The organism is Pedobacter jaeyakensis (assembly GCF_054461315.1).
Genome location: NZ_CM136921.1, coordinates 1,416,274 through 1,442,563 on the forward strand (window position 1 = coordinate 1,416,274; position 26,290 = coordinate 1,442,563).

Annotated in this window: 18 protein-coding genes; 9 read left to right on the plus strand and 9 right to left on the minus strand. The window is 43.4% G+C overall.

All coding sequences use genetic code 11. The annotated features are described in order from the left end of the window. Positions 1 to 15 precede the first annotated feature (15 nt). Complete coding sequence (locus tag ACXZ1K_RS06320) at positions 16 to 2,016, plus strand: OmpA family protein (protein WP_458972538.1); 2,001 nt, start codon at positions 16 to 18, stop codon at positions 2,014 to 2,016. A 358-nt stretch (positions 2,017 to 2,374) separates the two neighbouring features. Next, complete coding sequence (locus ACXZ1K_RS06325; protein ID WP_458972539.1) at positions 2,375 to 2,914, plus strand: GAF domain-containing protein; 540 nt, start codon at positions 2,375 to 2,377, stop codon at positions 2,912 to 2,914. A 15-nt stretch (positions 2,915 to 2,929) separates the two neighbouring features. On the opposite strand, the gene ACXZ1K_RS06330 is transcribed toward ACXZ1K_RS06325, so the two are convergent. Then, the gene (locus tag ACXZ1K_RS06330; RefSeq protein ID WP_458972540.1) at positions 2,930 to 6,073 is read right to left on the minus strand and encodes a DUF2341 domain-containing protein; all 3,144 of its coding nucleotides are present in this window, start codon (positions 6,071 to 6,073) and stop codon (positions 2,930 to 2,932) included. Between the two features lie 140 nt (positions 6,074 to 6,213). Here ACXZ1K_RS06330 and ACXZ1K_RS06335 point away from each other — a divergent pair, with 140 nt between their 5' ends. Continuing rightward, positions 6,214 to 6,366 carry a PID-CTERM protein-sorting domain-containing protein gene (locus ACXZ1K_RS06335; RefSeq protein ID WP_458972541.1) on the plus strand — a complete coding sequence of 51 codons (153 nt, stop codon included), beginning with the start codon at positions 6,214 to 6,216 and terminating at the stop codon, positions 6,364 to 6,366. Here the strand turns inward: ACXZ1K_RS06335 and ACXZ1K_RS06340 are convergent. The 4 genes from ACXZ1K_RS06340 to ACXZ1K_RS06355 are packed head-to-tail and all read right to left on the minus strand — an operon-like array spanning position 6,356 to position 12,758. Then, a complete protein-coding gene (locus tag ACXZ1K_RS06340; RefSeq protein WP_458972542.1) occupies positions 6,356 to 7,210 on the minus strand; it encodes an N-acetylglucosamine kinase in 855 nt (284 codons plus the stop codon). The genes ACXZ1K_RS06335 and ACXZ1K_RS06340 overlap by 11 nt on opposite strands. 18 nt (positions 7,211 to 7,228) lie before the next feature. After that, complete coding sequence (locus tag ACXZ1K_RS06345; RefSeq protein WP_458972543.1) at positions 7,229 to 8,545, minus strand: TolC family protein; 1,317 nt, start codon at positions 8,543 to 8,545, stop codon at positions 7,229 to 7,231. 4 nt (positions 8,546 to 8,549) lie between these two features. Beyond that, positions 8,550 to 11,669: an efflux RND transporter permease subunit gene (locus ACXZ1K_RS06350; RefSeq protein ID WP_458972544.1), complete on the minus strand. Its 3,120-nt coding sequence runs from the start codon at positions 11,667 to 11,669 to the stop codon at positions 8,550 to 8,552. Positions 11,670 to 11,672: 3 nt separating this feature from the next. Then, positions 11,673 to 12,758: an efflux RND transporter periplasmic adaptor subunit gene (locus tag ACXZ1K_RS06355; protein ID WP_458972545.1), complete on the minus strand. Its 1,086-nt coding sequence runs from the start codon at positions 12,756 to 12,758 to the stop codon at positions 11,673 to 11,675. A 158-nt stretch (positions 12,759 to 12,916) separates the two neighbouring features. On the opposite strand from ACXZ1K_RS06355, the gene ACXZ1K_RS06360 reads away from it, so the two are divergent. Further along, complete coding sequence (locus ACXZ1K_RS06360; RefSeq protein WP_458972546.1) at positions 12,917 to 14,707, plus strand: M61 family metallopeptidase; 1,791 nt, start codon at positions 12,917 to 12,919, stop codon at positions 14,705 to 14,707. A gap of 92 nt (positions 14,708 to 14,799) precedes the next feature. Here ACXZ1K_RS06360 and ACXZ1K_RS06365 read toward each other — a convergent pair whose 3' ends face one another. Then, positions 14,800 to 15,270 (minus strand): hypothetical protein, encoded by a 471-nt coding sequence (locus ACXZ1K_RS06365; RefSeq protein WP_458972547.1) that lies wholly within the window; start codon positions 15,268 to 15,270, stop codon positions 14,800 to 14,802. 90 nt (positions 15,271 to 15,360) lie between these two features. After that, positions 15,361 to 15,525, minus strand: coding sequence for a hypothetical protein (locus ACXZ1K_RS06370; protein WP_458972548.1), 165 nt, complete (start codon positions 15,523 to 15,525; stop codon positions 15,361 to 15,363). Between the two features lie 194 nt (positions 15,526 to 15,719). On the opposite strand from ACXZ1K_RS06370, the gene ACXZ1K_RS06375 reads away from it, so the two are divergent. Continuing rightward, the gene (locus tag ACXZ1K_RS06375; protein ID WP_458972549.1) at positions 15,720 to 17,186 is read left to right on the plus strand and encodes a sensor histidine kinase; all 1,467 of its coding nucleotides are present in this window, start codon (positions 15,720 to 15,722) and stop codon (positions 17,184 to 17,186) included. On the opposite strand, the gene ACXZ1K_RS06380 is transcribed toward ACXZ1K_RS06375, so the two are convergent. Further along, the gene (locus tag ACXZ1K_RS06380; protein ID WP_458972550.1) at positions 17,183 to 17,947 is read right to left on the minus strand and encodes a hypothetical protein; all 765 of its coding nucleotides are present in this window, start codon (positions 17,945 to 17,947) and stop codon (positions 17,183 to 17,185) included. The two genes, ACXZ1K_RS06375 and ACXZ1K_RS06380, sit on opposite strands and share 4 nt — an antisense overlap. 104 nt (positions 17,948 to 18,051) lie before the next feature. Here ACXZ1K_RS06380 and ACXZ1K_RS06385 point away from each other — a divergent pair, with 104 nt between their 5' ends. Together ACXZ1K_RS06385 and ACXZ1K_RS06390 are read left to right on the plus strand one after the other, a co-directional pair. Continuing rightward, entirely contained in the window at positions 18,052 to 19,386 is a 1,335-nt protein-coding gene (locus tag ACXZ1K_RS06385; RefSeq protein WP_458972551.1) for a vanadium-dependent haloperoxidase, read from the plus strand. A 105-nt stretch (positions 19,387 to 19,491) separates the two neighbouring features. Continuing rightward, a complete protein-coding gene (locus ACXZ1K_RS06390; RefSeq protein WP_458972552.1) occupies positions 19,492 to 19,959 on the plus strand; it encodes an Lrp/AsnC family transcriptional regulator in 468 nt (155 codons plus the stop codon). Between the two features lie 13 nt (positions 19,960 to 19,972). On the opposite strand, the gene ACXZ1K_RS06395 is transcribed toward ACXZ1K_RS06390, so the two are convergent. After that, complete coding sequence (locus ACXZ1K_RS06395) at positions 19,973 to 22,474, minus strand: alpha-L-rhamnosidase-related protein (protein ID WP_458972553.1); 2,502 nt, start codon at positions 22,472 to 22,474, stop codon at positions 19,973 to 19,975. 120 nt (positions 22,475 to 22,594) lie between these two features. Between ACXZ1K_RS06395 and ACXZ1K_RS06400 the strand changes: the two genes are divergently transcribed. Continuing rightward, positions 22,595 to 22,975, plus strand: a complete 381-nt coding sequence (locus ACXZ1K_RS06400; protein ID WP_458972554.1) for a DoxX family membrane protein — start codon at positions 22,595 to 22,597, stop codon at positions 22,973 to 22,975. 65 nt (positions 22,976 to 23,040) lie between these two features. Further along, on the plus strand, positions 23,041 to 26,283 hold the full coding sequence (locus tag ACXZ1K_RS06405) for a SusC/RagA family TonB-linked outer membrane protein (RefSeq protein WP_458972555.1): 3,243 nt from the start codon (positions 23,041 to 23,043) through the stop codon (positions 26,281 to 26,283). The last annotated feature ends 7 nt before the right edge of the window (positions 26,284 to 26,290 follow it).

Below are 26,290 nucleotides of genomic sequence, written 5' to 3' on the forward strand. Positions count from 1 at the left end.
CATAAATAACTAACAATGAAATCGCTTAAAACACTTTTTGTCCTCTTCATCTTAAGTTGTTCGGCAAAAGCACAGTTCGTTACTAATAACAAAAAGGTTGCAGATGTATACTTTCAGAACAATGAATTTTACGCGGCTGCTGAATACTATAAAAAGGCCCTTCAAATTTCATCAGATAGTTCAGGATTTATAGTTCCTTACGGATTCGAAAACAAGATAAAAGAGGAAAGTCCGAAGCGGGAAGACTACGAATATTGTGTCTTCCAGTTGGCGGAGTCGCTAAGGGGGTACAAGAATTTCACAGATGCGGAACACTGGTATGCCCTCGCAAAGGCATTTAAAAATCCAAAGTATGTGCTCAGCTCTTTTTGGTACGCGGAGACCTTAAGAGCAAATCAAAAGTTTAATGAAGCCATTCTCGCATTCAACCAATTTGTAGACTTTTATAAGGTGAACGACAACTATACGGCAAAAGCAAAACTGGAAATCGCCTCCTGCCAGTTTGCGCTGTACGAACTGCGGTATCCCCGGCTCTACGCACTAACTAAATTACAGAATAACATCAACCAAAAAGGCTCCAACTATACGCCGGCAATAAAGGACGGAGATTTCTATTTCACCTCATCAAGACCCATTAACACGCTTGGTAAAAAGGAAGTATTATCGGGCGACGAAACCAATAACAAAGTTGAGAAGAAAGAGAGCCCCTATTTAAATGCTGTTTATGAAGTAAAGGGAAATCCACTGCAGGAGCGGGTTTCGGTAAAACGAGCGCTCGCGAGGGGAAAAGGCAAAGAATCTGCAGCACCTACTTTCCATCCAAACGGGAAGATGATGTACATCACCAGCTGGACGGCTAAAGGTAATAAGAAAATATACCAGCTCAACGCCGTTGATGGATCCCCGGAATGGTCGGAGCCGGTTGAATTGGGTGCGCGGGTTAATGTAGTTGGGTTTAACTCCCAGCAGCCCTTCATTTCCAAAGATGGCAAATACATGGTTTTTTCATCAGACCGGCCGGGGGGCTTTGGTAAGTTCGACTTATGGTATTGCTCCATCCGGCCAGACGGAACTGTTGGCCAGGCAGTCAACATGGGCAATACAATCAATACGGCCGAAGACGATGAAGCCCCATACTATAATTCGGCTACTAAAAAGCTAATTTTTAGTAGCAATGGAAAGATTGGACTGGGGGGCTTTGACTTCTTTGAAAGTGCAGGTGATTTTGGAAAATGGTCTGAACCAAGGAACATGGGTTATCCATTTAATTCCTCAAAAGATGATATTTATTTTACCTCCAGCAATGATGCAGATAGTGAAGGCTACATCAGCTCAGACCGGGAATCTTTGTGTTGTCTGGAGCTTTTCTTCGTTAAGAAAGAGTTTCTTTCTGTTAGTGGCATGGTATTGGATTGCGCGACGCTCAAACCTTTGGCAAATGCAACTGTCAATTTAACGGATTCCCTGGAAAAGTTAACTTTTAAAACGGATGCGACCGGCAGGTATGATTTTAAAGTGGAAACGAACAGGAGGCTCAAGCTAAGCGCAGAGAAGGACAAGTATTTCACAAAGATTGTGAATTATTCTTACGGTGACCTGGCAAAAAAGGATACGCTTTTCAGTCCGGATTTATGTTTAACCGCTTTTGAGATTGACAAGCCTATCGTGATCAAAGACATCTTTTATGAATTTGACAAAGCGGAGCTGACACCAGATTCTAAAGCTAAACTGGATAATTTATATACCATAATGGTTGATAACCCGCAACTTGAGGTTGAATTGGGCGCGCATACGGACAGCAAAGGGGTGGAGATTTATAACCTGGACCTTTCCAATAGAAGGGCAAGGTCTTGCGTAGAATATTTAGTATCCAAAGGAATAGCTGAAGCCAGGATGACGAGTAAAGGTTATGGTGAAACGATGCCAGTGGCCCCTAATACTTTCGCGAATGGAAAGGACAATCCTAACGGCCGAGCCTTAAACAGGCGGACAGAATTTAAAGTAACAAAAAAATAACATTGATATTCCTTATTATTCAGCCGCCGGCAGTTCCTACTCGCCGGCGGTTTTTTTGTTTTATTTGCTGGGGTGAATTGCATAAAATAATCCCCGTTTGAGTAATTTTTACCACTCTGAAAAAGTATTTCTGTAACTGTCGTCCGGGGATGGAAATTTTATTTTTTATCCCTTAAAATAAAGTCGGATGAAAAAGCTTATTGCATTTTGTTTAAACCGATTTTTTTCATTTTTAGCAAGAATCCATTTGTTCAGCGAACCGTTTATGCGATTATTAGGTATGGTAATTGCCCTGTAAATATTGGCTATTTGGTTTAAAAACGCGATAGCCAAGGGATAATGATTTGCTAAAGCACATATGACAAACGGGACTGATCTCGTTCCTCTTAATGAAGAAGAACGTTTAGAGAACTTAAAAAAGTACAAGATTATTTATACAAAACCTGAACCGATCTTTGATCAACTGGCTGCTATCGCGGCAACGCTTTTAGATGCGCCGGTTGCGATGATTAACTTTGTCGACAGGCATACGGTTTGGACGAAAGCAAATCAAAAGGGTGAGTCAGGTATGGAATCTGAACGTGAAAGTAGCCTTTGTTCCCTGGCCATCCTCAATCAAAAAGTAACGGTGTTTGAAGATTTACAAAAGGAGATTTCCATCCTTACTAATCCGATGATTGCCGGAGAACATGGATTCAGGTTTTATGCCGCTGCACCCATCACAACTGATGAAGGCTTCAATGTTGGATCGGTCTGTGTTGTGGATAAAACGTCCCGGGCATTCCATGTTGAAGAACAAAAAAAGCTGGAGTGGGTCGCCTCAATGGTTCGTGCCGAAATGAATAAAAGGGTTTCAAAGAAAAAATCTGCAGGCAAAGGTTTTGCCTTGCTGGTTTAATAATTGATAAGCCCGTCAATTTTTAAGAATCTTAATTGTTTTGATCTTTTTTCCTTCAGAAGAGATCAATTGCAGCAGGTACATCCCCACCGGAAGGTTATTTGTATTTACCTCCATGCTTCCTCTTAGTCCCTGACGCAAAACAGTATTGCCAATCACATTCTTAATTTCCAGATAGCAGGCCATACCTGACTCTACAGTTGTGCGGAGCTTTAATTGGTCGTGGAAAGGGTTTGGAAATACAGCGATCTCCATTTTATTTTCCGAGTCTGCTTCTTTTGGTTTTACCAGGAGCTTAAAGCGTGAGTCCCCTTCAGTAGTGGGGATATTTTTATCTGCCAAAAAATCGTAAAGTAGGGTGTCTGTTCCAATTTCCCGTTGAATTCCAAGATAATGGTCTACCAAAAAAGCACGAATCAAGTTTGAGTTGATCCCATCAATGCTTAGTTTGTAGTTTCCGGTAGCAGATACTTTAACGTAGATATCTATGTTTTTTAATGCTATAGGTAGCGAGCGCTCGTCTATCGCTAATTTAGCGTTTCCAGCAATTCCTCCGATGTTTACAATACCTTCACCCAGCTTCAAAGCATCCTCGTCAGTCACTTCATCTCGTCCGCCATCTTTCAGTTTAAGTACATAAGATTGACTAAAGTCTTCCTTGGAAATCTTTAGCCTAAATACGATATCAGGTAAACCATTCGCTGCGGTTGATTTACCTGACATGAGATAGGGTAAAGCGGGTATGGCACTGGTATACTTTGCGTTTTCGGTAAAAGTGAGTAGCCCTTGTGCGTCTGTCGTGACCACTTTAACAAAAAATGCTGATCCCAATGGGATGATCGTTTCGGGAGCGTCGCTCACGATATAGGCGTTGTTCAATGGGTCAAATTGCCATATAAAAGGCAAAACTCCAGATTTTGTAATACTGCCCCATCTTAAGGGAGATGCATAGGGATTTCCAACCAGGTTAAATCCGTCTCCTTCTGCACCTGTTTTACGATTAGATAAGGAGACAATGAGATTACCAGTAAACAATTGTCCCCTGTGTTGTATGGTATAGGAAGCAGGATTGGAAAAAGGGGCATGCTCAATTTGCTGCGCGTAAGCATTTTCAATAGTCTTGTTCCCTCTGGAGAACACGTAAATTCCTTTTCCCAACGGGATCTTATCGTTGGTGTTTTTAATGGGTATATATTTCTGAGATAGCGTACCCGGCAAAGATTGGTCATGGGTATAAATAGTCCCCCCGTTTAATGGGGAAGGGTCAAAGCCATTCAGCAGCCCTCCATTTCCAGTAATAAAGATTACATTTTTCAGTGCCAGCAAGTCAAATTCTTTATTTCCACCGGATATTCCGGTATATACTGGCGAACTTAAAAGTCGCCATCCCCTCGCAGTCGCCGGACTTGGATAGCTTCCTGATATAAATTGTTCAACGGTCACCTGTCCGATGATACTTGCGCTTGATGGATCAGCAATTGGCAATACAGCAGCTGTATTTGTGGCAGAGGTGGCCAGCAGCTTTAGATTGCCGTTCGCATTTAATATTCCTTTTTTTACGTCTACAAAGCCAGTTACTTGCACAGTCGAGTTTAGTAACAGATTAGATTGGGCAAGTAGCTGGTCTACTTTCAGTGACGGTATTTTTAGTGTTCCAATGCCGCCGTATTCCTGAAGCTCCTGGCTTCCGGCAAACTTTACCGTACCTCCCGAGTCATCGGAAGCGATCAGTCCGTTGTTGAGCAAATTTGACGAAAATGTGAGTGTAGCACCGTTGGTCAGCATAACCTTACCTCCGGCAGCAACCTGCGAGATACACCCGAATTGTAGGTCGGAAGACAAAGTCAAACTTCCGCCTTGTTCAACAATGAGTTTATTGAGCTGATTTGAACCTGTTCCGGAATAGCGAGCTGATTTTCCTGCAGCTATCACTACGTTTGCATTGGCTCCTGGTATACTTGCCGTACTCCAGTTCGAAGCTAAGTTCCATTGATTTCCAGAACCTGTAAATCTGTAGAAGCCAGAAGGATTGTATTCTTCAGCAGCGATGGTGTAGAAACTCGCGGGGTCATTCTGGTTGTTGTATTCCGTGGTGATCCATTCCGTGCCTGTGTTGATTTTTTGAACCCTGATTTCATCGATCATTCCGTAAAATTTATTCGTCCCCAATCTGCTTCGCCCAATTTTTAGCGTGCCGCCAGCACCAAGGCGGAATGTTGACACAGAGCCCGACCCCACAGCTGTGCCGTTCAAATAAATGGTGGCAACCGTTCCAGAGAACAGGGCATACACATGATACCATGTTCCAGCGCTTAAGGCAGTTAATCCGCCGGTTATTCCTCCCGGGGCAGAGGCGCCTCTAAAGACATCAAAAACCAGTTTGTTGGCAGAATTGAGCTTTAATTGGTAACCACCGCGCCCCAAACTGTCGTTGGTCATGATCACCTGATCTCTACCTACCGCTGCCGGTTTTATCCAGGTAGAAATGCTGACAGTGGTACTTTCTTCCAGACCGGCATTGAAAGCGTTAGATCCCTCATTCAGGTCGATGCCATCACCTACTTTTGCAGGTTTAAAAGCCTGTTCGCTGGAAGCGCCCGCACTGCTCAGGTTTTGTAAACCTGTTGCTTGATTCAATTCATTTAAATGCACCACTTTTGTATAATCATTGTTCCAGGCACCAAGTGCGGCGCTGCCATAGGGATTGTGCAAATTTCCTGACGATGAACTTCCATAGTACAGGTAAATGGATGTGGCGGTCGTAGCCGTCTTATTGGCCGCTAATGAGCTGATCTTAACCCAGCAAACAAGCCTCCCTGAAGTCGGCTCGTAGCGCTCCACCTGAAAATTTAATGGTGTTGCAGGGGCGGTACTCAAGGCAAACGAAATGTCTCTTCCATTGGCATCCTGTATTTTATTTCCACAGGTACCGGGGTAGTAAATCAGGTCGTTGTCAGTCAGGTCAATTAAAACCGGAAAGTCAACCAGATCATAATCTACGATGTTGCTTGGCGTGTAAACAATAGTTTTGGCCACGACTTTGCTTTTGTTGATCGTAATTTTCTTTCGGTAACTAAATCCATTCATCCATGTCTGGGCATTTGTGTAGCAGCCGCATACCATCAGGATGAGTATAAGTCCAAAGTGTTTCAGTTTCATGTCAGGTAATTCTGAAACCAAACTGGATGGATTTGAAATAAAAAGACCAGCTTATTTTAAAATATTTTCAAATAAGCTGGTATCCCTAAAATTAAACCAACCAGTTTGGACGTATGAAATACGGCTTACTTATTTTTTTAATGTTTCTTATCGCTGGATCTGCTATTGCACAATATGGTGATCCGGGACTTCCGGGAGGAGATCCAGATGTTCCACTGGATGGAGGTGTAACCTTAATGCTTTTGGCTGGTGCCTGTTATGGTGTAAAAAAGATACGAGACGCTAAGCGGTGATGCCTTCTTTTTTAAGGATGTAATTATAAATGCCTTCAATTGGTTTTTGGAAGATTTTTCCAACGTTGACCTGGTTTTTTCTACAAATCTCACGAAGTGTGTCCTGATAGTAATAGGCAATTGATCCTACAAAATGACAATTCAATTCTTTATAGTTTTCGAAGTCTTTAATGTTGGTATCCACAAATTCCTGAAATCCTTCGCGCAGGATGTTTAAGATAAAGGGGTGCTCCGTACGGTCGGCCATAAAGCGGCTAATGGATGCAAGAAATATATTGGGTGCTGGTTTTTGATAAACATTGGTAATCACCATTTCTTTGTCCAGGTCAAACTCAGCTTTAAATTCCGTACTTAAATCCGCCGGCATTTGGTTATACAAATAACTGGTGATCAATTTTCTGCCAAAATAAGTGCCCGAACCTTCATCGCCAAGAATGTACCCCAGGCCATGTGCGCCGTCATGTACATCTTTGCCATCATAGTAAGAAATGTTGGAGCCAGTTCCCAGTATACAAGTAAGGCCCTTTTCATCCCCGCAAGTAGCATATGCAGAGCCAATAAGGTCATGTTCCACCGAAACATAGGCATTGGTAAAATAGGAAGATATACCATTTGAAATCACCTCAATTTTGTCCGGCGATGAACAGCCGGCCCCGAAAAAATAGATCTCCTTTACCTGGTCTGCAAAACTAAGCAGTTCCTTTTTTTTGGAGAAAATCTTGAATATGTCGTTCGCATTTAGGAAATATGGATTTATTCCTTGTGTGCTAAAACTAATTTTCTCATTCGGACTATATCCCATCCAATCCGTTTTAGAAGAACCGCTGTCTGCAACCAAAATCATTTGCTAAAAATACTAATCTTATTGGATATTTAAAGTTCCGCTGATCTCTTTTAAACTGATCTCCGTAAGCTTCGCCTGATACTGCGCTTCCAGATATCTGACAATCGCATCTATTGAATTTCGTTGTGCTTCTCTAAGTTCAAGTGGCGCAATGCTTCCTAACCTGTACTTCTCCAAAGTAATGTCCAGGTTTTGCCTGGCCACTTCCACATTGCTTTTTTCAACCGACAACAAGTCAAGATTTGTTGCATAATTTTGAAAGGTTGAAGTCAGTTGCGCACTGATGTCTAATTTTGTTTTGTCTAGTGTTAACTCCGATGAATTAATCTCAATTTTGGCATTCCGCTCGTTTTGGCGCTGTAGGAAACCATTAAAAATATTCAAACTTGCGGTTAGGCCGTAAGTCAAACCGTTTGCGCGTTGTTGCGTGTTGAAGCCGGTCGGACTGGAGCTTTTCTGGTATTCATATCCGCTGTTCACGGCCACTGTTGGATAACGCTGACCCTTGATTTGCTTTAGGTTCAGCTCCGCTATCTTTTTGTTAATGAATGCGTTTTGCAGATTTGGGTTCAGTTGCTCAGTTTGTCCGAGCAGCGTACTGAAATCAAGCTTCGGATTGATGTCGAATACCGTGTCCACCGTAAATACAATATTTAGATCTCTGGCCATGACCTGATTGAGAGAAACCATCGCATTCCTGAACAGATTCTTTTCCTGCAGGTATGCCGATGTATCTGCGTTGTAATCAACCGTCGCACTCAGCACATCTAATTTTGAACCCCTTCCTATGCTCAGTTTACTGTTTGCAATCCTGAGGCGCAGCCTGGAAACATCCAGGGCGCTATCTCTGGCAATAACCAGCTGCTGTTCTTTGGACACTGTATAATAGGCATTGACCACATCACTAATTGTAGTTAAAATAGTGGCTTTTGAGTTTACTTCTCCTTGTTTTTGCAATTCTTTAAGACGTTCTAAATTCGTAAACATCTGCAATCCGTCAAAAATAGTCCAGCCAAGTGCCACACCATAACTCATGTTCGTATTGCGCACTCCGGTCAGTGTTTGTTGTGTTCCTGTACTTTGGGTTCTGGTGGTGTTTTGTATGCTTCCGCCTTCGCTAAATGACCCGTCCAGCCTTGGCAGTATCCCTGCATTGCCCAGGTTTACATTATTCTTTGCTATTTGAACATCATTGTTCACCAGCCTGATGTCGTAATTATTTTGGAGTGCTACGGTCACCGCTTCCTTAAGAGTAAGTTTTTCCTGTGCACAAACTGTGCTTAAAAATGCGACTAGCAGCAACGTTAAAGAAAGAGTGGACTTTTTGATCCTCATGTTCTTATGATTTAGCGATTTCATTTTTCTCATTTTCAATTGCAGTTCCTAAAGATTCCTCCAGATCTTTGTTTACTTTATGTTCTTTGGACCAGTACGAATACACAGCCGGAATAACAAATAACGTCAACACCAGGGAGAAGGTTGTTCCGCCAACAATTACAACACCCATACCGATCCTGCTGGTTGCTGCTGCACCTAATGCCATTGCAATTGGCAACGCGCCTATGGCAATTGCCAAACTGGTCATTAGGATAGGACGTAGCCTGGACACCGCTGCTTCCCTGATCGCATCATGAATACTCATTCCTTTTTCTTTCAGCTGATTGGCGAATTCTACGATCAGGATACCGTTTTTGGTAACCAAACCAATGAGCATGATCGTGCCGATCTGACTAAAAATATTCCAGCTTTGGCCAAACAGCCAAAGTGATAGGAATGCACCGGCCACCGCCATGGGTACCGTAATGATGATGATGATTGGGTCAATAAAGCTTTCAAACTGGGCACTTAAAATCAGGTAAACCAATAGGAGGGCAAGGCCAAAGGCAAATAGGGTATTAGAAGAACTTTCCTTAAAATCCCTGGATTCTCCGCCCAGGTCAGTAGAGAAGGTTTCATCCAGTACTTTTGCAGAAATCCGGTCCATTGCCTCAATACCGTCGCCAATGCTTTTTCCCGGTGCCAATCCTGCAGATACAGTCGCTGCCGTGAAACGGTTGTTACGGTAAAGTTGCGGCGGACTGCTTTCCTCTTTAGCGGTTACCAGATTATCCAATTGGATCAGTTCGTTCTTGTCATTTCTAACATATACAGAGCTCAAATCCAGTGGGTCTTTGCGGTCGCCCACTTCAAATTGTCCGATTACCTGATATTGCTTGCCATTCATAAAGAAGTAGGAAAAGCGCTGACCACTTAATCCAAGCTGTAAAGCAGAACCAATATCTGCCGCAGATACACCCAGATTTTTAGCCTTGTCCCTGTCAATGCTCAAGTTTATCTCAGGTTTATTAAATTTTAGGTTCACATCAGAAGTTGTAAAGGTTGGATCATTCGCAACCTCATCCATAAAAAGAGGCACCTTTTCTCTCAGCTTCTCAAAATTTTGTGCCTGAATGATGTAGTTAACCGGTAAACCTCCGCGTCTGCCCACTGCAATCGTAGGTTGCTGGGTCACCGTAACTTTTCCCTCAGAGAACTTCCTGGTCATAGCGGTTAATTTTGCAGCGATGTCTGCTTGCGAACGCTCCCTTTCGTCGGGATCAACAAGACCCATCCGTACAAAGCCGCTATTGGTAGATCCGGCGCCCCCAAATCCAGGCGAAGTGATGGTGATGTTTACTTTCTTTTCCGGAACAGAATCTGCAATCAGCTCTTGGATTTTCATGATAAAGCGATCTGTATAGGCGAACGAAGATCCTTCCGGGGTGCTCACGTTCATGTTGATCGCACTTCTGTCGTCATACGGCGCAGTTTCCTTCGGGATGATCGTCCAGAACAACGCAATTAATCCAATACATACGGCAATAATGGGAATCGCCAGCCATTTTTTGTCAAGAAATTTATTGAGGTTTTGTGCATAACCGTCATTCAATTTCACAAAATAAGGCTCCGTCATTTCATAGAATTTCGATTTTTTGTGCCCTGTTTTTTTCATCAAATAGGCATTCAGCATTGGCGTTAAAGTCAGCGAAACAAAAGCTGAAATCAATACCGCCGCACCAATGACAATGCCGAACTCCCGGAACAGCCGGCCCACAAATCCCTGTAGAAATATTACCGGCAAAAATACCGCGGCCAGGGTAATGGAAATGGAAATCACGGCAAAAAATATTTCGTTTGATCCTTTGATCGCTGCTTCAAAAGGAGAGTAGCCTTCTTCCACTTTTTTAAAGATATTCTCCGTAACCACAATCCCGTCATCTACCACCAGTCCCGTTGCCAGCACAATAGCCAGTAGTGATAGCACGTTTATCGAGAATCCGAAGATGTACATGATAAAAAAGGTAAACACCAGTGATACGGGTATGTCTATCAACGGTCGTACCGCAATCGCCCAATCCCTGAAAAACAAATAGATGATCAGGATGACCAGGATAAGGGATAAGATGATCGTTTCAGCAACCTCTGTAACGGACGACTTAATAAATTTCGTCGTATCCAGAGAGATGTTAAGCTTGATGTCTTTCGGTATGTCCTTTTGTAGTTGTTCAAAACGCTTGTCAAACTCTTTAGAGATATCCAGGTAATTGGCACCAGGCTGCGGTATTAATCCAACGGCAACCATCGGTTTGCCAGACTCCCTCAAAACTGTTTCCTCGTTTTCAGAGCCCAGTTCTGCAAAACCAACATCTCTCAACCTAACCAGGTTGTTGGAATCTGTTTTTAAGATCAGGTCGTTAAACTGTTCTGCATTGGTTAGTTTACCCAGTGTTTTTACAATAAGCTCGGTATTTGCCCCGGTAATTTTTCCTGAAGGAAGTTCTACGTTTTCTTTGTCGAGCGCGGTAACTATATCCTGTGATGTCAAGCCATAGGCGGCCAATTTATTTGGGTCTATGCGAACCCTCATGGCATACTTGCGTTGTCCCTGGATCTGTATACTGCTCACCCCGGAAATGGTTTGTAAACGTTCTGCAATCACATTCTCTGCGTAGTCGCTCAGCTGCATCACGTTTCTTTTATCGCTTTGCACCGTCATGGTAATCACGGCATCAGAATTCGCGTCAGCCTTACTGACTACAGGGTTACCGTCAATATCTTTTGGTAAACTTCTAGCCGCTTGCGAAACTTTATCCCGAACATCGTTTGCTGCATCATCAATGTTTTTATTCAGGTTGAACTCTATCGTGATGTTGCTCGTTCCCTGGTTACTGGAAGAGGAAATGTTCCTGATTCCATCAATACCGTTGATTGATTTTTCCAGGGGCTCGGTAATTTGCGACTCGATGATGTCCGAATTCGCTCCGGGATAGGAGGTCCGCACAGAAACTACCGTAGGATCTATGTTGGGGAATTCTCGTACACCAAGGAAATTGTAGCCAATCACCCCGAAAAGAAGTATGGCCAAATTCATGACAATGGCCAGAACAGGCCGTTTTATACTGGTAGTTGAAATACTCATGCGCTATTTTTTTACAACGGTAACCTTAACGGGTGCATCGGCTTTAAGCGCCATCGCGCCGGTAGTCAGCACAGTATCTCCCACTTTTAATCCAGAGGTAATCAAAATTTTTTCGGCCGTCCTTGTACCAGCTTCAACAGGTACCTGAACTGCCTTTCCATTTTTGCTGATGAATACAGTCTTGCCTTTTAATACCGGAATAATGGCTTCATTCGGGATCAGGATGGCATCTTTAGCGGTGTTGAGTGCCAGTTTTATTTTTGCAAAAGAACCGGGTAGCAATTCACCACTGGGGTTTGGTACCAAAGCCTTGATCTGCAACGTACGGGTTTGTGTATTTACGCCGGGCTCCAATGCAAAGACTTTACCGGTAAAGGTTTTTGAATACCCGTCAGTAGTAAAGGTAACTTCACTGCCTTCTTTGATTTGTCCGATGTATTTCTCTGGTACTGAAAAACTGATTTTTAGCGGGTTGATACTGGAGAGGTTCGCAATCATGGTAGCCGGTGTCAGGTATTCTCCTGCAGAAATCGACCTTAATCCGATCTTACCGCTAAAAGGTGCGTAGATTGATGTTTTTGCCAGTTGTGCCCGGATCAATTGGGTTTGTGATCTGAGCGACTGCAGATCGGCCAGAGAGGTATCGTATTCTTCCTGACTAATCGCTCCCTTTTCCAGCAATTGCTTTGAGCGGTTTTCGTTCGTGGCAGAAAGCTTCTGTTTGGTGATGGCTTCCTGTAATTGTGCCTGGATGTCGCGGTCGTTAATTTTCACCAGCAAACTGCCTTTAGTTACATTGGATCCCTCTTTGAAATTAATGCTGGTCACCAAACCTGATACTTCACTTCTCAATGATACTGACTCATTCGCTTCAATAGTCCCCGTTACTTCCAGGTCGTTGGTAAAGTCGGTTGTTTGCACAACAATTCCCTCTACCTGCATACCCTTTCCGGGACCTCCTTTTGCGCCTGCAGCGCCAGAACCACCTTTCCCTTCACCTTCTATTTTTTTATTGGAAGTAATTCTGTGGTAAATTAAATAAGCAAGGCCTAAAGCAAGAATAGTATAAATAATGTATCTTATTTTCATACAGTTGTTAAGTCAATATCTAATGGCAAAAATATTCAAATATGATGCCTTACCTATGTTGTATTAAGTATGTTACAGCGTTGTAAATGCATCGCAACGCTTTTGATTGCATTAAAGCGCTATTTTCTCTAGTTTTGACACGGTTAAATCAGGTAATTATGATCGGAAGAGCGTTAGGACTAGTATTAGTAATATTATCGATAGGTATGGCAGGTAAGTCACAAGTTAAAGTTGGTTTTGAGGTCAGTTTTGTAGAGCCCCAGGCACATTATGCAGAAGTAGAAATGAACATTTCCGGATTGGTTAAGGATTACGTAGATGTTAAAATGCCGGTTTGGGCACCAGGTTCTTATCTGGTCAGGGAGTTTGCCAAAAGTGTGGAGGGGTTCTCTGCAACTGCAAATGGTAAAGACCTTAAGTTTGAGAAGGTCCGTAAAAACGCCTGGAGGATACACTCCGCAAAAGCGAACCTGATTAAAATTAAATACAGGGTATACGCTTTTGAGCTGTCGGTAAGGACTTCCTTTGTAGACGATACACACGCTTTCCTTTCCAGCACCTCTATTTTTATGTACCCGGACGGTCAGCTGAAATCACCAAGTACCGTGGAGATCATTCCATTTACAGGATGGAGTAAAGTTTCTACCGGACTGGAGCCTGTCGCTGGAGAGAAATTTACCTACAGGGCGTCAGATTTTGATGTGCTGTTCGACAGCCCTATCGAGGTTGGCAACCAGGACGTATTTGAATTCACCGCTTCTGGTGTGAAACATGAAGTTGCCATGTATGGCACTGCGAATTACGATCAGGAACGTTTGAAAGTTGATATGCCAAAGGTGATTGAACAGATCACGGCCATCTATGGAGAGAATCCGAACAAGCACTATACTTTTATCGTCCATAACGTGAGTGTGGGAAGCGGCGGATTAGAGCACCTCAATTCAACTGTGTTGGGTGTGGCCAGAGATTCCTATGCTACAGAAAAAGGATATAAAGGCTTTCTTGGTCTTGTTGCGCACGAGTACCACCACCTGTGGAATGTAAAGCGGTTGAGGCCAATCGCACTTGGGCCATTCGATTACGACAATGAGAACTACACTACTAATCTTTGGGTTGCTGAAGGTTTTACCTCATATTTTGAAAATAAAATATTATTGCGTGCAGGATACCGTACAGAAGCAGAAACGGCCCAGGCCTTTGCAACGGGAATTGCAGCAGTCTACAATATACCAGGTGCCAGGATTCAGTCCGCTGCTTCGGCCAGCTATGATGCCTGGATAAAGAGTTACAGGCCCAATGAAAACTCCGGGAATACTTCCATTTCCTATTACACCAAGGGCGCTGTTATAGGCACATTAATGGATTTGGAGATTGCCAGGGCCACTAAAGGGGCCAAGTCGCTGGACGATGTGATGCACGATATGTACCACCAGTATTACAAAAAATTGGGAAGGGGTTATACAGACGCAGAATTTAAGGCAACGGTAGAGAAGATCAGCGGAATTAGTTTCACCGATTTCTGGGCTAAATATGTAAACGGGACAACACCGGTTGATTACCAAAAATATTTAGGATACGCCGGTATTTTGGTCAAAGATGACAATGCTGGAAATCAGGAGCCCTATATGGGCGTGGCCTCCAAAAAAGTAGAGGGTCTGTTTGTGGTATCTTCGATGTTGCGCGGCTCTGCAGCATGGAACGGTGGGTTAAACGTAAATGATGAGGTCATCAGTGTTGACGGCGTACCATTAACCGTAGTACTGGAAAAGATGCCTTTAATTGCTACAAAAAAAGTTGGCGATGTGATTACCTTGTTAGTCAGAAGAGACGGCATTGTCAAAGAAGTAAAATTGGTGCTAACAGCCAATCCAAATGTTAAGCTAACAGCTCAATTGGATGATGCGGCGACAGAAGAACAGCTTAAGATTAGAAAAGCGGTATTTTATTAAGCGCGTCAGCATACCAAATAAAAAGGGCCGGTAATACGAATTACCTGCCCTTTTTATATTTTGTTCCTAAACGGTTTTAGGAATTTGTCTTACTAAAATGCATATCTGATAGAGATACCAAATCTGGCTGCATTTACAGAATCATAATTGTCGTTCAATGTAAACATCGGTCTCCAGTCAAACGCAAAGTCAATTGGTGCACCAGGTACTTTCAAGTCTAAACCTGCAACTGGTCTTAGTTGAACTGCGGTTGCATTGTGTCCAAATAAGAAATTAGGACCCACACCTAAATACCAATCCAAACCTTTCACACCCTGAATAGGAGCGTTGTATTGATATTCCGCGCCTAGTCCTACCACATCGCCATCAAAAAAGATCAAGTTGGCATCAATAGCATTGTTTCTTGTAAAAAAGTGTTTCACGTCAAAACCTACACCTGTAAAACCATCTCCAGCATCTATTCTTAATCCCAGGCCAGTCTTGTAGTTTTGGGCATTTACCTTAGCGGTACTAAATGTTAGCAATGCAGCGCATGCAATAAAAGTAAAAAACAATCTTTTCATAAATTTTCAATTTTTGAGTTAAAGACTGGAGTTTAACAAGTATTATGCCGATTCCGGTTTTTGTTTAACAACTGGCTCAACTTATAGTTGTTATCGCCACATTCTCCACAGGGGCAAATCGCCGTCCTGCTGCGTCCAGAGGGCTTCATCAAATAAATCGTGCTCTTCAGTAGCGCTCGGCTCAACTCTCTGATTATCTGGTTCAAAATTAATGGTTTGAATATCGGCGTGTGATTGTTGTTCTTGAAATTCCATAGCAGCAGGGTTTCAAAAAGAACACATGAGTTTAAAAAAATGTTTCTGCAAATCGCAGAAACCGCAAATGTTTAACTAAATTATAACTCTTTAACAATTACTTAAGTTCAATTCTCTATATTACCAATGATTTCCGATCAATCCCTTGATAATTAAGACTAGTACTTAGAAAATCACTATAATTAAGACCGACGATGGTTAAGTTAAAGATTTTACATCTTGAAGATTCACCGGAAGATGCCATGCTGGTTCATCGTGCCCTATTGAAAGGTCAGCTGGCTTTTGATATAGCGGTAGTAGATACCAGGGCAGCTTTTGTAAACGGGATCAATGAATTTATGCCTGATGTGGTCCTGTCAGACCATTCCTTACCTGCATTTAACTCTTATGAAGCCCTCAGCGTTTTCAAACAAAGTGATTTAAATATTCCGTTTATTTTAATTACGGCATCAATGTCGGAAGATTTTGCGGTCGACATCATGAAAAGGGGTGCTGACGATTACATCTTGAAAGACCGGCTCGACCGCTTGCCTTCCGCGCTGCAAAGTGCACTCGCCAAATTCAAGCTTTCCAGATCTCATAAAGAGAACCTGAAGATCCTTGACGCCATCGCAGCAGAAAAGAACATTATATTAGAAAGTATACAGGATGGCTTCTATGCGCTTGATAAGAACTGGGTCGTAACCTATTGGAACAAGCAAGCGGAACAAATGCTCGGTAAAAAACGCGCGGATATCATTGGGAAAAATGTTTGGGAAGAATATCCGGAATCTGTCGGTTCTCTTTCCTACATCAATTATCACAAAGCTGTAGCCGAGAATAAGGTTCAACATTACGAAAGCTATCATGAAGCCTATGCTGTTTGGCTGGAAGTCATTGCTTATCCCTCCGAAATCGGTCTTTCCATTTACTTCAAGAACATCAATGAAAGAAAGCTTGCGGACATTGAGCGGACGAATATGGTAAACGACATACTGCAGCGTAACAAGGAGCTGGAGCAATTCTCATACATCGTTTCCCATAATTTACGCGCGCCGGTCGCTAATATTTCAGGCCTGGCAAATGAACTGAACCAGGAAAACTTAAGTGAAAGCGAAGTGGCTGATTTAAGTAAACACCTGATCAACTCCGCCGGAAAATTAGATAGCGTAATTATCGACCTGAACAATATACTCAATACCAAGAGGGACATTAGTGAGATCAAAGAAAACGTTGTGCTGTCTGTTATTGTAAATGACATCTTAAAAGACTTATTGTCGCCCGTTCAAGTCCCGGAAGTTACCGTGGAAATGAATGTGGATGCTTGGAACAGTATCTGGACGATCAAAAGCTATTTCTACAGTATCTTTTACAATTTGATCTCCAACAGCATCAAGTACAGCAGGGCAGATATACCCGTGATGATCAAAATAAAGACTGGGGAAACACCGAAAGAGAAAATGGTTGTTTTTGAGGACAATTGCCTGGGTATAGATTTAGATAAATATGGCGATGAGCTTTTCGGACTTTACAAGCGTTTTCACCAGCATGTGGAAGGTAAAGGAATGGGTTTATTCATGGTTAAAACACAACTGGATAACCTGGGCGGCAAGATTGATGTACAAAGCGAAGTCAATGTCGGCACTACCTTTCAGATCTCTTTTAAAACCGATGAGGGCTAGTTTTTCAAGCTTTGCTCCGGTTGTAAGGCAAAATATAAAGCAAGTAAAGTACCATAACTACCGCCGCGCTCTACCCATTCCACTAATCCCCATTGCGGATAAAACAGTTCCGTGCCCATTTTCCAAACCAGGAAAAATAGAACGACCGGGCGGATGGGGCGTATCAAAATAAACAGTGCAGCCACTATTTCTATAGTTCCCATAATGTTTGCGGTGAGGTCTGCGTTATTGAATCCCAACGATAGGTACTGGTTAATCAGGCCCTTTTTATGAAGCAGATTTAGCCAGCCATGCCCGCCAAGTAAAAGCGCCGCTGTTATTTTTAGACATAAGATGACACTTTTTAACTTTTCAGCACCGAGGATAAATGGAGCTTGAAGCGGTTTGTTCCAGCCTTTAAAACCCCGTTCTTTTGCGCACAAAATCAACAAGGCCAGTGGCGCGCCAAAGTTGCCTGCCCTTTCCAAGAATTCGGCAAAGTGTTCTCCGGATAGTGGTCGCATTGCTGCAGTAATTAAACTCCAAATTACCAGCCATATTGGGATAATTTTTAAGGGGTAAACCAACAGGCCAAGCCCTAAAATGATGTCTGCCAGTCCCACAACAGGCATGAGCTGGTAGGCCATGTCCTGCTCTATCCCTACTACCGCGAAGTAGTTACACCATACCTGCTTGGTAATCAGTCCAAAAATTCCGTGTCCAATAAAGCACATCGCCGAGGCAATGCGCAGTGTTAAATAGATTTTCTGTTCTCTTTTCAAAATGATAATCAGGACAAAGGTATTTGTTTCCGTTTATTTTATAAATATGGATATAATTAAAGAAAAGATTTATATTTATTGTCATCCAAGTATATACCAAACTAATGAAACATATTATAATTTGCTGTGCGTTATTGTTCTGCTTAACAGGCTGTAAGAAAGAAGCTGATCCCAAATTAACGAATAAGGATATCGCCAAGGTTCTGGAAGAGATGACACAGTTGATGATCCATGATGTGACCAATCCTCCTCTAGCAGCCAGATTTTATTCTTACACCTGTATTTCAGGTTATACCGTACTCGCTTTAAATGATTCCAGTATATTGTCATTTAAAGGGATATTAAACGAGTTTCCGGAGATCACTAAGCCTTTGGATTCCGGACAATATTCCGTACAGCTCAGTGCGATACTGGCCATGACCGGCACCGCGAAGAAAATGCAGCCATCCGGTAAGTTATTTAATGAATTTGAGAACAAGTTTTTAGATTCCTGCCGCAAAGTCGGTTTCTCAGATGACATCATCGCGCAATCAAAATCCTATGCCAACCAGGTGGTGAAGCAGATCATGCCATACGCGAAGAAGGACCGCTATAACCGCATCAGCAATTATCCGCGCTATACGCCAAAAAACACGGAAGGCAGTTGGTATCCAACCCCGCCTGCGTTTTTCGCACCTGTTGAACCTTACTTCAATACGGTTAGGCCGTTTTTTATTGATTCTGCAGCACAGTTCAGGTCCATTCCCCCTATTCCGTATTCCAAGGACAAAAACTCCGCATTTTTTAAATTGCTTACAGAAAATTACAGAGATGGAGGTAAGGGCCTGACCGAAGAAAATAGAAATATAGCGGCGTTTTGGGACTGCAATCCATTCGCTTTAAAAAATCAGGGGCACCTATTGGTAGGGATGAAGAAAATCTCCCCGGGAGCGCACTGGATTGGCATAACCGGCATCGCCTGTCAGAAAGCTAAGGTTAATTTCTCCAAGTCTCTGGAGATCTACACCGTGGTTTCCATGGGGCTTACCGATAGCTTCATCAGCTGCTGGGATGAAAAGTACAGGAGTAACCGGATCAGGCCAGAAACGGCGATTAGAAATCTTATTGATCCCAACTGGAAGCCCATGCTGCAAACGCCACCATTTCCTGAGTACATGAGCGGACATTCTCATATCTCTTCCACCACTGCGACTATCCTGACCTATTATTTTGGTGATCATTTTAAATACACCGATAATGTTGAGGAAAAATACGGCCTTAAATCGAGGAAATTTGTTTCCTTCAATAAAGCCGCGGAAGAAGCGGCCATGAGTAGGTATTGGGGAGGAATCCACTTTAAGGATGGCATTGTAAACGGGGTTAAAGTTGGTCTGGAAATCGGGCAGCACATCGTTAAGGAATTGCAGGAAAAAGGGATAAAGCCAGTTTCAAAAGCGTAATCGTCTATAGGAACGTATTCAGTGCTATGCTGTTATTCCATAAACTTTTTATAGTTTAGCCGCACTATTCTAATAAAACTGATTATTTCATTTACGTAGACTGATATGAGTACTAATACGCTGGACCCAACAGATCTGGAGATCTTAAGGCTTCTCCAAAAAGATGCTAACCTCACCAACAAGGAACTCGCTTATAAACTCAACAAATCTATTGCTACTGTACATGAGCGCATCCGTCGATTGAAAGATCAGGGATACATCAAAAGGATTGTGGCCATTTTAGACCGTAAAAAGATCAACAAGGGCTTGCTCGCATTTTCGCAGGTGCTGCTCAAAGACCATACTTCAGATACGCTATATGCCTTTGAACAGGAGGTGTCGAAATTCAGTGAGGTGATGGAGTGTTTTCAAATGACGGGTGCATTTGATTTTATCCTGCGCATCGCTACAGAAGACATGGAGGCTTATCATATATTTTTGCGAAATAAACTGGCAACGCTTCCTAACATCACCACGGTGCAAAGTTTCTTTGTATTGTCGGAGCCCAAAAGCGATACTGCGTATCCGATTTAATTGGTATTCCCTGTTAAAGCTGGTCGAAGAATATACCGCTCAATGGTGCATTATCGCCGCGTACCATATTGATGCGGAACTTCACGGACTTGTTATAGGCATAGGTAATGTAAACACCCCCTGTCGCTTTGTCCACTATTTTTACCGGGGCTATTAGTTTTGAGGTGTTTGTATCAAACATTTCAATCGCAATTTTTCTATCCTTATGGTCCCAATCCACAAAATAGAGCGAAACTTTAAAATCATGGGTTCCCTTAACTAGTATGCTTGAGGTGTAAGTGTAACCAATCTGATCTCCATCCATTGCAAACAAGCAAGCGGCGTTCCTGGGAAAAGAGTTGTTTGGATCGGGAGCCAAAGCGCGTGCATCATCAATGCCCCTTGCCCAAACTGTGTTCAGTGGTTGGTTATCGCCCTTAACTTTATAGTATGCGATGGCCGATACGTAGGATGGCAACTGCTGTTTGTCCTTTCCGTTTCCGGCGTAATTACACAATACATAACCGTCTTTTCCGTAGGTGTTTCCCCAATTGCCACTGGTTTTGGTATCAACACCTAGATAACGGGCATCATAATGCGCTATTGCTTCCCGGTAGACTGGAGTTTTGCCGGTATACTCGATGTTAACCAAATATCGACCACCCGACAGGCCCGTAAAGTAAACAAAATCTGCATCCTCAGTTGCGGCCTTAATTCCTTTCAGCGGATGATAGGTGCCATCCCAGGCCAATTGTCCATTAATTTTAATCCGCCTGATGTGCTTTTCCATTTTTGGGATGCCTATCCGGCCAATCGTACCGGCAGGGGAGGAAAAGCTGCAAATTCCTTTCAACACATCAATGCTGAATTGGATATCACCCAACTTAGTGGGCGTTTTTCCAGAAACCTGGGTAAGGGTACGCCCAAGATGCGGCAGGATGTCGAACGTTGTAAAGCCTGGTGACGTGGGTTTGATGCCCAATACTTCCTCGCTCAACCACTTGGTTACACCCGCTCCCCATGGATGGCACAAACTGGTAAAGCCACATTGGTTGCTGGGTACAGGGTCGTTTTTACCAAGGATACTGTTCCATGATGGTCGGTAATCTTCAAAAAATGTGGTGCCCCCGTAGGTGATTTGTCCGCCCCAGAGGTCGCGTATCCCACTCAAGGCATCATCATATTTGTTCATCCTGGCAAAGGCCTGTATCACAAAGAACTGGTTAAAGGGGGAATAGGAAATTCGGTTTACCTTGTCGGTAAAGTTCTTTTCATAAATTGCTTTTTTCTCCGGGTTGGTCAGTAGTCCTGTCGTCACCGCATCAGCTCCGGCATGCAATCCAAATGAGGCATACCAATTTGCATCCTGCTTAAGTAATGCCATTTTATTTTTTGCGTAGACGCTGTATTTGTTACGCAGGTCATTTCTTCCGCAGGCCTCCATTGCCTCCGCAAAGGCAGCCCAGGTGCGTATGGATAGCATTTTGTAGGCATTTTGTGGTTCCGGTAAATTTGGGTGTTCAAAGCCGGCCCCTAAGCGCTCGTCCCAGCCGAAATATTCCAGGTTCGGGTTTGTGCCATAAACCTGGTAAGCATCGTCCAGTTTTGCACAAGCATTGTTGATATAGGATTCCAGGGTTTCTTTGTCCCCGGTATAGTTGAAGTAGTCAATTAAGCTCAATACCCAATACAAGGTATAACTTCTAATGCCATTGCTTTGGGTAGAAGTGTATTCCAGGTTTTTCTTAATGAAATCGTAGTTTCCGAAAGCCACCATCGCTGCAGCCTGCGCAGGGTGGGCATCACCTGTCCACGAAAACCTGTCGCCCCGGTTCATTAAAATCGCGCCCAGGTAATCTTTTAGCAGGTTTAGTTTAACCGTGTAAGCACCGGTATACCAAATCCGGGTCAACATCGCGTCACTACAGGAAAAACTACCATTGTAATTTACAGGCCTGGTCTGGCATACCAGTCTCACCGCCGTCATGTGCCAGGACTTTTTGAAAGAACGCACGTGGATCCAACCAAAGCGGACACCTTCATATAATTCCGGATTCAGCTCTAGCCGGTAAGTATTGCCATACCTTTTTGGTTTGAATGTTTTCGAAGGATAATTAGCCGGATAATTGGGAGGTTGATTGTATTCGCTGATGCTCATTTCGATTTCCCCGCTAAGGTCCGGACTGTCAAACTCCAGCCATGCCGCATTTGTTTGGCCAAAATCAAAGCGAAGGTCACCTTCACCATTCACCACAATGGTATTGTTCTTTTTGAAATCGGCCAGATTGAAATGTTGAGGGATAGAAGCGGTCCAGCCGACCGGCTTTAGGGTATAGCTTTCCAGTCCGTCGCTTGCCCTGGGGTTTGCCCAGGTATAATTAAAAATAGGGTCGGGCGACAGGGGGTTTAACAATCCTTTTTTAACTGCCGATAAAGGAGGATAACGATCGATTTGCGCACCTGCCACTTGGGGTTGAGCATACAATAAGCCCAGGAAAATAATGCTCCCGCCGTAAAATTTACAAATTGACTTCATCACTGTTTCTTCAGGTGTTTAATTTGGTGCTTTAACAAAAGTAGATGGTTTCCCGAAAAATGAATTGTATTTAAACTAGAAATTCGTTACCTTTTCTGATAAAAATTAAGGGATAATTATATGAAAAGTAAAATTCTATTTGTAGTCAGCCTTTTATTCGGACTGATGATGATCAATGCCGGTTTAAACAAGTTTTTTAACTACATGCCAATGCCTGAAAAAATGCCTGCAGAATTGATGAAGGCCATGACGGCATTTATGCAGATAGGATGGCTGATGCCGTTGACCGGACTCGTTGAAGTAATTGGTGGTATCTTGTTTATCATTCCTAAGACACGGGCTTTAGGAGCAATAGTCATATTCCCTATAGTGATAGGAATTCTTTGCACCAATACCATCACAGACCGCAGCGGTTTGCCAATTGCATTGGTAATGTTGGCCATCAATCTTTGGGTGCTCGTGGAAAATCGGAGAAAGTATCTTCCAATGCTCGAGAACTAATACTTTAAGTTAATTTCCATCCAAATTATTGTGCTGAGTACGTAATTTTATCTATAAATTGGGGCATGTTTTTCCGTTCCCAGTTGGTACTGCTTTTTGCCTGCTTATTATTTGTTTTTTCTGCACATGCGCAACGCATGACTTACCAGAAAAAAGACGTCAGTTTAAAGCAGGTATTTGCAGCGTTAAAAAAGCAAACACAACTCAATGTCGTATGGAACGCAGAGAAACTGGATGTGCGGAGGGTCATTAGTGTAAATTTCAAACAGGCTGCAGTTTCTGAAGTTATGGATGCCATTATTGAAAACCTGCCGCTAAGCTATGTCATCATAGGGAGTACCATTATCGTGAAAGACGGTGAAATCCCAATAAAGCCTGATGACACTTCAATTGATTCCAATAAATTGTTGCAGGAAGTTGAAATTGTAAGCACCGGTTATCAGGACGTACCACGACAGCGGGTTACCGGTAGCTTTGTGCAGGTAGACACCACCCAGTTCAGACGGAAAGTAAGTCCCGATGTGTTTAGTCGCCTCGAAGGCATTACCTCAGGATTGCTGTTCAATAAAAATACGATAGCGAGTAACCAGGGGAACCTGGATTTTTCGATCCGGGGCCGGTCTACCATTTATGCAAATGATCAGCCTTTAATTATCCTGGATAATTTTCCTTTTCTCGGCAATTTCAATTCGATCAACCCAAATGATGTGGCCAGTATTACCTTATTAAAAGATGCTGCTGCAGCGGCGATATGGGGAGTCAGGGCCGGCAATGGGGTTATTGTCATCACCACCAAAAAGGGCGTATTGAAGCAGCCCTTAAAGGCCCAGTTCTATAGCAATGTGAACATTTCTTCAAAGCCGGATTTTAACTATGACCAGGGCCGGCTTTCTGCGGCAGATTTTATCGATCTGGAAAAATACCTTTTCGCAAACGGTCGCTATGATGCAGCATTGAATGATGTGACCAGTTACCCAGCGATTTCTCCGGTCGTGGAAATTTTGGAAAGGCAACGGAACGGACAATCCGCGGCAATTACGGAGCAGCAGCTGGATGTTTTACGGAAGAACGATTCCAGGAACGAGATATTGAACTATTATTACCGAAACAAGGTTGAGCAACAACATGCCCTGTCATTAAAAGGGGGTACGCACTATTCTACACACTATTTCTCGGTAGGGTATGACCAAAGCAGCACCTCACTCCAGAAAAACAACAACAACCGCATTAGCCTTAACAGTCAGAACACCTTAAAGCTTTTTGACCGCCTGGAGTTGGAAGCCGGTCTGAATTTAATCCGCAGCAAGGCGACGGTTGATAGTGCGATTTATCAAATCGCGCAGAATGTGTTGCCCTATTACCGTTTTAAAAATGCCGATGGAAGTCCCGCCACACTGGATTTGGTGCCCAACAGCAGGTATAAGGCATTGGCAAAAAATATGGGCTTCCTGGACTGGGATTACCGACCGCTGGAGGAGCTGGGTAAATCACCTGCAGCGTCCAATAATATTAACCTGCGACTAAACACCGGTATCAAATTTAAAGTGTTTGCAGGTCTTACTGCAGCAATAAAATACCAGTACCAGGAGATCACCGATCGCAGAAGCAGGTTGACCGGACTGGAAAGTTTTGAAACCCGTAACCAGATCAATCGTTTTGCACAGCTGGAAAACGGAAGGGTTAGCGCCTACCCAATTCCGTTGGGCGGTATCTATTATGCCAGTGTGGGTAAACTTGCCGCTAACAATTTGAGGTTCCAGCTGGACTATGAACGGACTTTTGGCAAGCATGGCATATCCGCAATATTAGGTCACGAGTTTTCTTCAGTAGGCTCTATCTTAAACGATGGTACAAAATATGGTTATCACGCGGCAGATGGAAGTTCGGTGGACGTAAACAGGTCCACTGTCTATGCCTTAAATCCATCTGGAAGCCGTAACATTGGAGAAGAATTGCCAGAAAGAGGCCGACTTGACAGAATCAGGTCTACCTACGTCAACGCCGCTTATACCTTTGATCAAAAGTATACGCTATCCGGAAGTGCGCGGGTAGACGGCTCCAACTATTTTGGCTTGAAGACCAACCAAAAATATGTTCCGCTTTGGTCGGCCGGCCTGCTTTGGAACGCCGCCCAGGAAGATTTCTATTCCATCTATTGGCTACCGGTATTGAAACTGAGGGCCTCTTATGGTTACAATGGAAACCTGGATAAAAGAACTACAGGGATCACCACATTCAGTTTTAACGGGAAATCCGTACTGACCGGACTGGATATTGCCAGCATTGGCAACATTGGAAATCCGGAATTGCGCTGGGAGAAAATTGGCATCGCTAACTTCGGACTGGAGTTTGGCTTAAAGAACAATGTGTTATCAGGCAGGATTGAATATTATAAAAAAAATGGAACCGATATCCTGGGCGATAAAGCCTTTCCCTCTACGGCAGGAATCAGTGTGTTAAGAGGTAATTTTGCGGAAATGAAATCGTCCGGCCTTGATGTACTCCTGAGTACGCAAATCTTTGCAGGCAAATTTCGCTGGAAAACCGACCTGATCATATCCACGTCAAAGGAGAAAGTGAGTGCGTATGATTTCATAGATTCCAATCCAACCTTGTTTACCGGCGCTACCAGCTATGCACCGATGCAAGGCAGGCCTGTGTACGGTATTTACGCCTACAAATGGGCAGGGTTGGATCCCCAAACAGGAGACCCGAGGGGATATTTAAACGGACAGCCCAGTAGCGACTATCAGGAAATTGCAAAAAATACGACGGTGAACGACTTGCAATATATGGGTTCAGCAACACCGACGGTCTTTGGGGGCATGAACAATATGTTCTCTTACGGGCGTTTTACGCTCGCATTTAACCTGGCCTACAAGCTGGGCTATTACTTTAAGAAGGTGGGTTTAGAATACGGCAGGTTGTATGATAATCCAAATCAATATCAGAGTCAGGATTACAACAAGCGTTGGCAGAAATCGGGAGACGAGGCCTTTACAGACATCCCATCCAGGCCAGCCTATGGTACAACAAGGGCACGCGATGACTTTTATCAGAAGTCCGCCGTGCTGGTGGCTAAAGGAGATCACGTCCGGCTGCAGGACCTCAGCCTCAGCTTTGATGTGAACGGCTGGAAAAAGCTGGCCATAAAACGCATGCAGATTTATTTGTATGCCAGCAATTTAGGATTGACATGGAAAGCAAATAATTTTGGAATTGACCCCGATGTAGCTTTATATTCGACTTCTGGTTTCCGTTTTCCGGAACCAGGGAGTATCGCATTGGGACTAAAAGCAGGGTTTTAAAAATAGT